At 40.8% G+C, this 13625-nt stretch carries 8 protein-coding genes; 1 reads left to right on the top strand and 7 read right to left on the bottom strand.

What is annotated here, in order from left to right; translation table 11 throughout:
* Positions 1-141 precede the first annotated feature (141 nt).
* The 3 genes from C1714_RS08245 to C1714_RS14260 form a co-directional block, all read right to left on the bottom strand.
* Positions 142-954 (bottom strand): ATP-binding protein, encoded by an 813-nt coding sequence (locus tag C1714_RS08245; RefSeq protein ID WP_167849987.1) that lies wholly within the window; start codon positions 952-954, stop codon positions 142-144.
* Entirely contained in the window at positions 941-2533 is a 1593-nt protein-coding gene (istA, locus tag C1714_RS08240; RefSeq protein ID WP_102342730.1) for an IS21 family transposase, read from the bottom strand. The genes C1714_RS08245 and istA overlap by 14 nt, the downstream gene beginning before the upstream one ends.
* Positions 2534-2613: 80 nt before the next feature.
* Positions 2614-2808: a hypothetical protein gene (locus C1714_RS14260; protein ID WP_210115325.1), complete on the bottom strand. Its 195-nt coding sequence runs from the start codon at positions 2806-2808 to the stop codon at positions 2614-2616.
* A gap of 460 nt (positions 2809-3268) precedes the next feature.
* Here C1714_RS14260 and C1714_RS14045 point away from each other — a divergent pair, with 460 nt between their 5' ends.
* Positions 3269-3433 carry a hypothetical protein gene (locus tag C1714_RS14045; RefSeq protein ID WP_167849986.1) on the top strand — a complete coding sequence of 55 codons (165 nt, stop codon included), beginning with the start codon at positions 3269-3271 and terminating at the stop codon, positions 3431-3433.
* A gap of 98 nt (positions 3434-3531) precedes the next feature.
* On the opposite strand, the gene brxL is transcribed toward C1714_RS14045, so the two are convergent.
* The 4 genes from brxL to pglX form a co-directional block, all read right to left on the bottom strand.
* Positions 3532-5589, bottom strand: coding sequence for a protease Lon-related BREX system protein BrxL (gene brxL / locus C1714_RS08230; RefSeq protein ID WP_102342729.1), 2058 nt, complete (start codon positions 5587-5589; stop codon positions 3532-3534).
* Positions 5590-5604: 15 nt separating this feature from the next.
* Positions 5605-8160: a BREX-1 system phosphatase PglZ type A gene (gene pglZ, locus C1714_RS08225; RefSeq protein WP_102342728.1), complete on the bottom strand. Its 2556-nt coding sequence runs from the start codon at positions 8158-8160 to the stop codon at positions 5605-5607.
* A 159-nt stretch (positions 8161-8319) separates the two neighbouring features.
* On the bottom strand, positions 8320-9825 hold the full coding sequence (locus tag C1714_RS08220; protein WP_167849985.1) for an RNA-binding domain-containing protein: 1506 nt from the start codon (positions 9823-9825) through the stop codon (positions 8320-8322).
* A gap of 45 nt (positions 9826-9870) precedes the next feature.
* On the bottom strand, positions 9871-13614 hold the full coding sequence (gene pglX / locus C1714_RS08215) for a BREX-1 system adenine-specific DNA-methyltransferase PglX (protein WP_102342726.1): 3744 nt from the start codon (positions 13612-13614) through the stop codon (positions 9871-9873).
* Positions 13615-13625: the final 11 nt, after the last annotated feature.

The following is a 13625-nucleotide window of genomic DNA, read 5'->3' as shown; positions in this document are numbered from 1 at the left end:
CCGCAAACAGCGGACTTTTGGGGAGACGTCGACGGCAATCAATGGAACCGTGCCGGCGGTAAATTGGTACCGCAGCGACGGCAGTTTGGTACTAAAAAAATAGAAAACTCAGCCATCATTAGAGGCTGAGCTTCTTTCCGACTATTTTATTGTCTGCGCTGCCCTGATGCGTTCGAGTTCAGCAGTAATGTCCATCTCCCGCATAGAATCCCCTTGTATTTCCAGGTCATATGCCTTGGAAACCAGTCTGTTGATGATTGCGTCTGCCAGGCTTGTGGATCTCACTCCTAGTCTTGTATACATTTCATCCTTCATCAGCTGAGAACAGATAATAAACGATCTCGGATGATTTCTAAGAGGCTTGCTGTCGACAAGGCGATAAAGATATTCAACATCACGATCTGTTACGCTGGTTAACAGAAAGTCATCAATGATAATCAGATATGTATTTGCCAGTTGTCTCAGGAACTTGACATACTTTCCTCTGGCCTCCGCGATTCGAAATCCCTCCAGCAGTTCGGCCATTGTAAAATAACGAACCGTATATTGGTGTTCACATGCATTATTGCCAAGTGCGCACGCAAGGAATGTTTTTCCGCATCCCGTTGCTGAAGTGATCATTACGTTCCTGCTGTTATCAATATATTGATTGGTTGCCAGCTGATCCACCAGCGCCGCATTAATATGTCGGGAAGGAATATACAGCAGATCCTGCAAATCCGCCAGGGGAGAGTAAAGCTTTGCCTTCTTTTTATATCTTTCCGTTGTATTGTTCTGATTCTCAACACTTTGAAATGATATGAGCTGATCCAGGACTTCAAGGGGGCTTTTACTGGTGAGCTCGCCGCTTTTATCCATTTCTTTCAGCTGCTCCGCCATGGCGTCGAGATTCATCCGTTCCAGTTTCTCTATAACTGCCGTCAGGCTGGTATAGCTTTTCTTATTTCTTGGCATAATAAGCTGCTCCGCGGACATGCGATTTCTCTTCGCGCTGTTTGCCTGTGTCAGAATTCTGGTCCTGTATCTGCGCCTCTTTCAAGTCTTGTCCGGCATAAAGAATCGCTTTAATATTCCTATAGACTGGACGCTTGAAGTGTTTCAGTGCTAGCTGGCACGCCTGCTCAACTCTTGCCGGAGAATACAGATCTGCCAGTTTTAATATGGATCGGGCGCTGTTGTAGTATTTCTGCTCAGCGCCTCCGTATCGAAACAATTTGTCGATCACCTCATATGTATACGGGCCATAGTCTTCTGCCCATCTGTGGAAGCGGCTGCTGTTCCAATCACCATAGTTAGAACTATGAGGAGGAAAATGACTGTTGTCTGTCACGTATAAGCCCGTACGACCAACGATTAAGCCGTGGCTGCAGAGTTTTTCGTCCCCGGAATAGATATCAATATGATTGTGATAGATTCGCAGTATCACAGTACTGCCAATATACCGATAGGGTACGGAATAGAAATTCTTCGCATAACTGATACAGCAGTTGCTTTGGACCTTGGCAAGTTTCTTTTGATAGTACTCATACGGAACAGAAGGAAGTGGAATCATCTCTGTACGTTCATAATCGAGATATGAGCTCAGCCTGCTCCCTTCTTTTTTCTGGAATGGCTTCGCATTGAATTTATCCAGATATTTTCGAACTTCCGCATTGTATTCCCCAATGGAGAAGCACTGGAAATTCCGAAGCTTTGCAAGAATGTAACTCTCTAGATTACCAACAAGATTTTCAACCGTGCCTTTATCATTCGGTTTCTTAACACGCGCCGGCTCAACTACCATTCCATAGTAGTTGGCAAACGCTTCATAGTCTGTCTGGAGAATCACATCGCCGGTAACCGGATGCTTAATAACGCCGGTTTTAAGATTGTCACAGATAAGCACTCTGGTCGTGCCGCCAAAGTATTCATACATGTGTACATGCGCCATGATCCAGTTAGGAAGTTTCATGTCCGGGAACACTTCCGCATAACCGTATCCGCTGAATGGGAGCACTCCCACAAACAGCCATCCAGTTACCACTTCTCCAGTATCCGGATCATGCCAATGCGCCGGATCACCGGTCCAGTCCACCTCCGTTTCTTCCCCAGGTCTGTGATGGATGATCTCTGAAAATGATTTTGTCTGCAGATGCTCATTCATATGGACCTTAAACTGCGTCAGCTGAAGAGGCACCAGACCTGCGCGCCTGCAATCTTCAACATACTCTTCGTGAAGTGTCGCCTTGTTAACACCAGGTTTTAATAATTCCCGGCAAAGATACTCATAGTCAGGCTCTGCATATAAGATTTCTTTTTTTACTGCAGGCTCCGGAAGGTCTTTCCGTTTGAACACCTCCTTTCTCTGTTCCTCGCTCATGGATTCAACATCCTGTGATGTCCAGCCGTTCTCAGCCATTTTTCTCGCGATGATGGATACGTGGTTTTTTGAGATGTGGAGGGCCGCAGCGATTTTCCCCTGCGACAGTTGCCCTTTCTCAATGTACCGTGAGGCTTTCAGAATCTTTGATTCCTTTTCTGGTACCTTCGACATAGGTTGCCATCCTTTCTATGACGAAAAAGCTGCACGATTGCTCTTTCGTACAGCTTCATCATAGATTACATATTTACTTTTCAGCTACGCCGTTTTGGTACCGTCGCGGTCTCCGTCGAGGCGGTTCCAAAAGTGCCGACGCTCCGCGTCCGCAAATCCGCCGTTTGCGCAATAAACTTCGCCCGCAGCGGATCGCCCGGAAGAAGAATTGTTTCTGCAATATCACCGACTTTTGCGCTGATATGCGGTGTTGGTGCAGTTGCATGTTTTGCCATCGTTTTCGTGTTCCTTTCTGATCTTGATTCCCGCCCGCCTAGAACCGCGGGTGAAAGAGAAAAGTGCCGTCGCAAGCAACGGCACCCTGCTATCTCATCCGGATAGTTTCCACCTCTGTCATCAGGTATTCTGCTGCGTAACCGCATTCCATTGTGAATAACACGATGTCCAGTCTTTTCATAGTCCACCTGTTCCGCCTCATCTTCCAGGATCTGTAACTCAGAACTCAGGACGACTTACCGCAGGAACACGTGTCAAATTATCCATTTTCACCGGTGCGATGTCAATAAAAATATTTGAAAGCATGACGGAAGGTACCCTTCTGAGAAGCTGTCGGCAGTGTGCAAACTACAGCAAAAGGTGGAACGACGCATGAATGAACAGATGAAATTTGAAGTCATCAATGATCCTGCCCCGTGTTACGCCTCATATGAAATGGTCATTGGCAGATCAGATTGAATGTCCCTGGTTACCAACGATCCGTCGAAATACATGATCTCCCAGGGGCTGCGCGCATTCTTCATTGAAGGCGACGCTTACGGCACCAACTGGTCCCTGGTCATGGTGGCCAGTGCGGTCATCATTCTGCCGCCGCTGATGATGTTCGCCTTTACACATAAGTGATTTATAAATGGCATCGGCAGTGAAACAGGCATTAAAGGATGGCGCAAAAGAAAGCACAAAACTAAACAGGATTTGGTTCACAAAGGATTAAGTGCAGATCATTCAACGCCCAAAGCTTTAAACACTGCATCTTCTGCGTTTTGATAGAAAATCAGATTAAACTTTCCAACAAGTTCTGCTGGCACAGCTCCAAGATCCGTTGCAGAAGTAATAGGCAGCAACACCTTTTTTGCACCGCTATCAAGGCATACCTGTAATGTATCTGCAAGGTTATCAACTTTGCTGACAGTACCAGCAATGCTAATATCTCCAAGCACAGCTAAAGAAGAAACTGTTGGCTTTCCAATAGCAATAGAGCAGATAGCAATAACAGTAGGCAATGTAAGCTTATCTGTCATGCCAATTCCCTGCAGATCTCTGTAGTCAATGATGTAATCCTTATTCGTAGTACTAACATGCCCACTGATACGAGAAGCATTAGCCTTTAACCAGTTGAAGGCTGTCTCTACTGCTTCCTTGCTGCTGCGATTTGTACCTAATCCTGTATTTTTAAATTTACCATTTCCAGGCAGCATCTGGCTTTCCAAGCGGAATACGCCAATCATTCCATTCGATCCTCTTGATACGGTATAGACTTGTCCTGGGTTGCAGACCCCTTCAGGAATCAGTGTTCCACCGCCCTGTTCAGGCACGGTTACATATTTTTCTTCGAATGTTTCATTATCAATGTAGCTGAAATTCACATCATAGAATTCCATGCCACCAAGCTTTTTTAGCTGTTCTTTGACTCTTCTTCGCAGTTCGAGTGAAAGTCTGAGAATTTCTTCTAATTGTTCTTTCGTGAATTCTCCATCCGGATACATGATCTTGATGAAGCCATCAACCATCTTGCGGGCAGCAATGGTATCCCGCTGATTAAGATTATTTCCTAAGCGGAAGTACTTTTCGATAGAATCTCCGAATGATTCTTTTCTAAGTTCTCTGCACACTTCTGCAAAATAGTCTGTAATAAATCCATAGTCCTGTGTAAAATGCTCGGGTCTGAACTTTGGAATCTCCCAGCCCGGGATATACGCATGCATACGATCCAGAAATGCAGTATCCGTTCCCATTTCCGGCGGAAATGGATCAAAGAGGCTGGATGTTTTCAGCAATACATCAACACTTTGATTGATGTTGCCAACGAACACCATGGATGCTGTTGCAGATTTTTCCTCTTTGCCGCGAGCAAAGGATCCGGATGCCATATAATCCTTCATGATCTGCACGCCGTCTTTATCTTTAAACTTAATTCCTGCAACCTCATCAAATGCTACACAGTCCCATAAGCCTACAAGACCTATCTGCTTGGTAGACATGTTGTAAAAGAGATTTGCAACTGTGGTCTGTCCTCCTGATACCAGAATGCTGTTAGGAGAAATTTCCTTATAGATATAGCTTTTGCCAGTACTTCTGGGGCCAAGTTCACAGAGATTGAAATTATTTTCTACAAGCGGAATGATTCTAGCAAGAAGTAACCATTTTTCGCGCAGAGAAAGCTTATCAGGCTCCATTCCGACAGACCGCATGATGACATCCATCCATTCTTCCTCTGTGAATGCCTTTCTGCCCTGCTTATATTCGTTGATATCAACATGCGGCATCTGAATTGGTGTCAGCTTATCAATATGAATCGGTGATCCCTTTTTGTCTTCTTCATCATACTGATAAGAAAGCTGTACAATGCACCAGATTCCACCACAAAGTAAGCGATCATATTTTGATGGATATTCTTCATCTACAGGAATATATTTCAATCCAAGATTAGAAAACTCAGCTTTGTATTCATCATTCTTTAAATCAAGTATGACAGAAATACGATCAATGACAGTAAAGCTTCCCCGCTGCCTCAGTAACGCAAGAACTTTTTCTGCTTCATCAGGACGCACAAAGTTATCTGCAAGAATCTTTTTAACAGTTTCTACGCCTTCCCGGATAATCTCTTCATCATCTGAGCTGCAGTATTGTCCTAAAAGAAACTCCAGAACATAGGTAGGAACATTTGCTCCTTCCTTGATTTTTTGCGTCAAATCCTTTCTTACAATTTTTCCATCAAAGCCCTGCCGCAGTTTCGCCTTGATCACTTCTCTTTTGTCTATTTCCTGTATTTCTGTCATTGATGTACCCCATTTTTAAAAACCAAAATCATTGGTAAATGGAAGATCCATGATTACCTGATTGCTGAGCACTTCAGCTCCTGTCTTATCGTTGACAATCTTCAAGAAATAACGATGCTCGTTATTATCATAAGACTTTCTCTTGAAGTTAAATGTTAGTTCATATTCTCTAGCAGTAGGATTCTGATCAGTTGAATCTGCTGAAATGATGACTTCATTAGAAATCATCTCTCCATCCTCGGATTCAAAGTGAATCCTGAAATATGCTTTCTTTACCGTATCGCTGACTGCTTGTGACTGGAAGAATTTCAGCTTTACTTTCAGATTAGTAATTTTATGAATCGGAGTTACAAGTGTAAGTGTAACATCCGTTGTATCGACTTTTCCCTTCTGTGTATATATATTGATCACAGGTACGATCAGCTCCTGTGGGGAAGAGCCTCCATGTACATAGTTCATGCCGCCGCCCTGTGTTTTAAATACACTCATTCCTTTTGGTAACATCACCCATCTGGGATCATCGTTATTAAGTGATTTTCCAAGTGACATGCAGAATACGCCATCCGCCTCAAGCTTTTCCTGGTCAATAATGAAACGGCGGTCTGTTTTTGCACTCTTTGATGCCTTGTTCTCCAGTTTATCTGTTTCAGTTACATTCTTCCGGCTGTAAATAAAGCCATGATCTGCTGTAACTACAAAGTGCTGGACATTGCAACCTTTAGACATGCGCTTAATCAGACTGAAAATATCACTAATAGCCCTATCACATGCAGTGAAAACATCTCTTTCGTTATGATGCTCACCTGTATCATCAATTGTATTGTGATAAATATAGATCACCTGTTTTCCAGTGATCTTAGCTCTTAGATCCATCACCTTAGCATTCACTGCATCCTCATACTGCATGGTTGTTGAATTCGGCTCACGCTTCTGCAGGATCTTTTCTCTTGCCAGTGTGCCTTTTGTCGACATACCATCTGCAAGTACCTCATAGTTCTCTGTCATATCCATTTGATGATGAGGCAGCAGCATAGGCATGCCAAGATCGGTATAGGAAGGAATCGGTCCCATAATCGCATCCAGTTTTACATCACAGTTTGGATCCTGAGTAAGCTTACCTGCCAGTTCTCTTCCCGTTTCATAACGGAGTGCATCGGAAATAATGACAACCGTCTTTCCTTTTCCAGAAACATAGGTTCTATAAAAATCATTCTGTGTAGGGATAACCTTTTCAAAATTATTATTTTCAAACGCACAATTCCATGCCTGTGCGTTTTTTTCCAGATAGTCATTCTGATAAATATTCTGAAGCAAAGTAATCAGATCTTCAAATTTTGATGTGTCTTCAATACTGTCCAGTGCATAGATTAACTTGCGATAGCTGTTGTCAATCTGATAGTCATTTTCTATATAAGAAACAATCTGATTCTTTAATTCTGTCTTTGGTTTATAGCCGGAAGCAGACAGCAGATGATATCCTGCTAACAATAATGCATATTCCCGTTCAAACTCTGAACCAAAATGCATCTTAGTACGCATCTCACAGATTGATGGAATATCAAAACCATTCAAAGATGCATTTTGCTCTTCCGCTCTTTCACGATCAATGATCCAGTGAATGATTTCTTGATCTACAATACGAAAAGACTGTACCTTCAGAAGTTCTTCAATTGGCTGGCTGGCGAGAAATGTTTCCGCATTTAATCTATTAGCAGCAAGATCAGATAGATTATTAAAGTATGCCTGATATCTGACATTATTCATCATGTTCTCAAGCAGTACACTGATGGAAGAAGCCTTTTCTTTCATTCCCGACTGATTGAATATTCGCCAGGAAGCAGGTGGATTGGACAGGTCTTTTGCTGTGTAAACGGCAAACAGTGATAGTACAAACTTCAGTAATGTTGCCTTGGGATCGTTATATCCATATCTGCTTTCACAAAGATCCCAGAAGTCTTCTGCCAGTCCTAAATTTTCAAATTCTTTAATGATGGTCTGTTCTTCAATATTTCCAGAAGAAAGTACAGCATAGAATAGATCATCCTCAGTAATATTTTTTGCCTTACTAATAATGCACATGGCAAGGATTGATGCAAATTCAGGTTCCTTATCTGCAAGATTGATTTCTTTTGCTGTTTCGATAAATTCATTTGTACGAACGTTACATGCTTTAGTTGGCTTTTTACCTATGCCAAAGAATGCAGAAAGTTTCAAGATTTTGTTCCGAAAGGAATCTGGTAAACCAATATCAGCAACTATCAAAGATAGTCTGTCCGCATAGAATCGTTTAGAATAAAGTACTGTATCTTCCAGATGGTTATGTGCAGCATCCGGCTTTTCAAACGGTGCATAGATCAAATACTTACTTTCTGAATCTTCGTGTTCCAGCAGCAGTTTGGTTCGATAAGCATTTTTCTCAGTCAGATGCCATATCTTTACATCTTTCAGATTTAGGTGATTTACAGAATCAACAAAAGAGCCTTCCGGATCATACCAGAAGACAAGTCTTTCGCCAGACTCAAATACTGTATTTAGTTTTTTTTCTATTTCTGAAAGATTTAATTCATCCATATTTTCACCTGTACTTTAACCATTCAAATGATCTTCAAATGATCATCGAATGATCATCAAATGATTCGTGATGTATGTATCCTGCTTATTTAAGCCTTTTTCTGCACTCCCAGTTCAAAATCCGCAAGGATTTCAAATGATTATCAAATGATCCCGTTATTACGCTCGATTCTTCAGGACATCCAGAAGGATCTGCAGCTGAGTAACAAATTCCTTGGATCCTTCTTTTAATACATATCTTGTAGAAGAACCATTTCCAACCTTAGTAATAATATTTTTATCTTCCAACACCTTCAAAGCCTTTCGCGTTTGATAGTCGTTCACTTTTGTCACTTCTTTGATATTTTTTATGGAGGTTTCTCCCCTTCCTTTTGTAATATATCGCAGAGCATTCTTTTCAGTAGAAGTAAGTTCAGGATAAGAATCAGCCAGATCTATATCCCATACACGCACTTCCGTATGTTCCAGATTAGTATCCACTTCCGGCTGCCTGAAATCATTTCTCTGGGCAGCCTTAAAAATCAATGGGCCGCCAAATCCCTGTCTTTCGGATGCACCGATTAACCGGAACATTTTCATTACAATTTCGTTTCTTGGCCTGGAATCTCCGCCAAGTCTAAACTGTTCTTCTGATATCAGCATTTGTCCAGGATTAAAGAACCGAAACCATCCGTCATATGCTTCAATCTTTAATGATGGATACCCCTGTGCATAGTCAGCATGTGCCAGACAATTAACAAGGCATTCACGGATGGTTTCATCAAAATCTGAGGGAGCAACCCTTACCTGGTTTTCATCAAGCTTAAATGAATCCATAAGCAGATTCTTTAGTTTTTCATCTACGATGCGATAGAAATTGAAAAGATTCATTTCAACATCGCCGGGCTCATCATCTGAAACTCGATCAATCCATCTGGGGTTATTCCCTTTCCGGTTGAAGTAATCCAAATGGAAATGAGGGTAATATTCTTTAATTGAATTTACCCTTCCAAAGAAAAGCAAGGTACCTCTTAGTACTTCAATCTTATTTGTTGCACGGTTCTTGATACAGCCGCCGATTTCAATGAGAAAATCCAGATTATTCATTTCCAGATACTTCTTCTTTGGAAATCTGCTGTTAACAATCTGCTTGAACACCAGTATAGAATCATCATCAAGATCTTCCATGGTGCATCTATCTGCAGCAAGGGCATCCATTCCCGGTTTTGCATTCCGCAAAAATGCAGCTATCTCATCTTTGGTTGCTCTACGGTCACCATCGCCAGTACGAATATAGGAATTCTCCATTTTTCCGTTAATATAAACAGGCTTCTTGCCGTCTGGAGCTTCATTGACATGAACCAGAACAACTGTTTTATCATCTATAACAGCAGTAGATACGTCCTGATTGTTCACAGTCCGGAAGCTAACCTTTTCCGGATTAGAAAAGTTATTCCATAACGTTTCAAGAATATGTTCCGGATGGTTTACACCAAGAATTTCATTTTCTTCTTTCTGCTCATAAACACCAAGTACAATCAGACCTCCATTGGTATTTGAGAAAGAAGAATATGTTTCCCAGAAAGAAGTAGGAAGATCAGATGATTTCTTCAGTTCAACAGTATCTCCCTCTCTTAAATGTAAAAGTGAGTTCTTTAATTGCTCTACTGCTTTGTCTTCAGGCATCATGCATTCCTCCTTTAATTTCACTTCATAAATGAAACAGTTCAATTACTTAATTGGCGCAAGTATCTGATACTTCTTCCCATTACGATCTGTCTGTACTTTTTCGTAATTCACCTTTACACCATCATCCAAATCAATCGTAATGTGCTCAGCCGCAAGATGCTCCAGCTTTTCATCGTATTCCTTGATTTCAACCACCTGCTTTTTCAGATGATCCAGACGCTTTTCATCACGGGCAATCTGACGATTATCAGTGCTTTGATTAATATCAGCCTCAACGGTCTTCATCTCAGTCTCATATTTGCTCTGGATTTCATGTGTATAGAGACGTACACGTCCAATCGTATTCTCATCCCAGCGGTGCATATAGACCAATGCTTTGAATGCATTCTGCTTTCCACTGTCAAATAACCAGTAAATCGGGCGTTTCCCACTACCAGTAACTGAATATGTTGAACAATGATCTTTAAAGAACTCATTCAAGAAATAATTCCGAATGCATTCTCTGCTTGTACCCTCTTTATCCCCTAATGCCTTAGCTATATAGTCCAGATTCTCTTCCAAAGTCTCTTTTCCATAAACAACACTGGTCCAATCACAGAACCTATGAACAATATCATCATCCAGATACTTCTCATCGGTAATAGGAAGAACATTGTCATTATCAGGAATAAAGATATGATACCTGTTCATGTCAAAGGTACCGCCCGCATAAACCAATCCATCCTCATCCAGAGAATAACGACCGAACATGCAGCCAACCGCATAGGAAATCAATGACTTAATATCACGTGTCAGATCAGCTTTACGTACAGTAACATCGCTGTCATCTTCCTCTGGTGTTAATTCATCCTGCAAACCATAGATATCAATGAAGATACGATTCAGTTCTTCTTCATTGCTCTTCAGCTGATTAAAGCGATTATCACACTCTTCTTTCCAGTATTTGAATGCATCACTGATCCTGTTACTAGAATAAGTAAGACTGCCAAAGATATTGCCTTTATCAATAAACACTGCTTCGCTTCCTGTTGCTAGTCTTGGAAGAAGAGGATGACGTTTGAAGTCCCATGAAGTTTCAAAGGAATCCCACTCCGCTCTAGAAATACGAATACAAAAGTTTGAAATTGAATCCACATTTTTCTCAACTTCTTTTTTTAACAAGATTGGTGTTCGTTGAATATCAATCACCTGACAATTTAATGTTGGATTTATGATCTTCAAAATTTGATTTGCAATATTGGTGGATAAATACCCTAAGACATAAAGCATAGTATCCCTATCATTTATGACACACGGTGAACCGGCCACATCCCAAAGGAAGCCATTAGGATAATATCGGGCAGAGAACATTCCTGAAGTCACAAAAGACCATGTTATTCCAGCCATTAAATACAAATGACTAAATGTTGGTCTTGCTCTGTGAAAATGACTAGATTCACTCCATTTAACTATATGATTGTTATTGCCATACCATTTTCTAGCTTCTCCCCCTTTGTTATATGGAATCCAAGGAGTAGTTGAAAGATCTATAGAGCTCATGTCACTCTTATATAGCGCAATTCTATTAAAACTCACCTCTGACCAAACACGTAGATATTCATCATTATTACCTGTAGACATTCCTGTAACCACTTCAACAATATCTCCGATTTTTGTTCCCTTAGTAAAAGAATCTAATATTTTTTTGCTAATCCAATATGCCACCGGCATTCCAGGTACCTTAGCAAAGTTATCACTGCAGGTCTCATAGTAATAGCCACAGTTATGATTGGATATTGCTTCCAGAGTTTTCTGGCGTTGTAGTTCTTCACCATTAAAATCAACCAATCGAATATATGCGCCTTTATAATTTGGATATCTCTTCCCATAATTGACGAAAGTGGTAGTCTGTACTACTTCACCGCCAATATCATCAAATGCTCTGGCTCCAAGATGAACCATATTTACTGTTGTATTACCTGTTATCTTTTCTCTCAACTTTTCAAAACTTGAAAGAAACATCCAGGATTGCTGCGTAATCATCGCATACAAACCATTTTGTTTGATCTGTCTTGAACAAACTTCCATGAATACAGAGAAAAGATCTGACTTAGAATCCGGATAATTGTTCTTTACATATGCAGATAACTTGGCATTCATATTGCTTCCGCCCATGTATGGTGGATTAGTAACAGTAACCATGTATCTTCTCTGCATCACTTCTGCGATGTCTATGATTCTTCTGATCTTTGCGATGTTATCTTCAATTCCGATTGTTTCTTCTTTAACTGTTGATCCAATACCGCTGTCTGTTGCATCCAGGAGTTTTCTTAAGGAATCAAAGTTATAGTTCTGTACTTTGATAATGGATCCATAAATCTTTGCATCTCTGAAATCATCCAGAAGCCTTTCAAGCTCTGCAATACCATTCTTTCTCTCTGAATCAGGAAGCTTATTGCCAATATATTTGAGATGAGCGTAGTTAATGTCATTGCTTTCTTCGATGGCGTAAACATGTGGAACGATACCTCTGGATAAAATCCTACGATCATACTGTCTTGCTTTCATTAATACTGCAAAATAAGCAAGCTGATATGCTCTTTCGTCAATATCCAGGCCATACAGGTTATAAGTAAGAATTGATCTGACTGCATCTCTATCTGTATAGCCATATGACTGATAGATCCGCATGAGCACATCAAAAGCATAGACCAGAATATGGCCGCTTCCCATTGATGGATCAATGAAAGTTAGATCTTCTGGTTCCAGCTTTTCTGCTCTCCACTCATTGTCAAATTGCTCTTCAATTATTCTTGATTGGTGTGCTTCCGGGATGAAGTATTTCCACCCAAACTGATCAGCAATTACTTTTTCTGATGAGATCCTATTTTCAGAGATCTCATCATCTGTCATTTCATCAAGACCAAGTCCATCGGCATAAACACCATCAATAATGCGATGATTGATGTAAATTCTTCCAAGGGAATTTTCTACCATGTAGCGAACAATCCAGTCTGGTGTAAACAGCTGCGTAGCAGATGGGATTCTTTCCTTGGAAATCTTATTGTTCTTTTTTAATTGCTTAAAGGTATCATCCTTTAGTTCTGCATTGTAATACTGATACAGCCACCCAATGATCTGTACCTGGTCTTTCCAGTCATCTTCATCAATATCATGTGTCAGATGATAAATGACTCCATCCTGATCGATATAGCTTGGTCTTAGTAGAAACTCTGAAGAATCATTCTTCTTTTCAAATAAACCAGGCATGGATTGTGAAAGCCGGTTACATCTCTTTAATAAGAGAAAGCGGAACAATTCATTGTTCTGGTTGTTATTCTTCCAGGCAATAACCTGCTGTCTTTCTTCATCGGTAAATTCAAGATCTGAATTAAACGGAGTAGCAACGATATCTGGATCCACCAGGCCTTCTTCTGAGGAAGAAAGCATTCTTAATCCATCATCAAAATAATCGTTTACTTCCATGTAGCGAATGGCAGCTAAACGGTTAAACCAGGATGATGCAGTCGTTTCAATTAACAGATTATATGCAGTTGAATAATCGGACTTTTCTGCGGCTTGTTTTAAACTATTGGCAATGTTCTTTCTACTTGTTATATCTTCTCCAGTCAGTGATACTGGTTGCTTCGTACCAATATCAAAATACTGGATCTGGCTTGTAGAAGCAGGTAATGGATCGGAAATACCTTTTTCAGTAATTCCATACATTCCTGTAATTGTTTTAACATCATTCATCAGTCTGTTTCTTGCCCAGACTGCAAAGTTTTTTATTGCCGATTTATTCATACTGCTTTCCC

The organism is Galactobacillus timonensis (assembly GCF_900240265.1).
GTDB lineage: Bacteria > Bacillota_I > Bacilli_A > Erysipelotrichales > Erysipelotrichaceae > Bulleidia > Bulleidia timonensis.
Note: the sequence above shows the minus strand (reverse complement) of the source record. Positions and strands in the feature narration are given on the sequence as shown.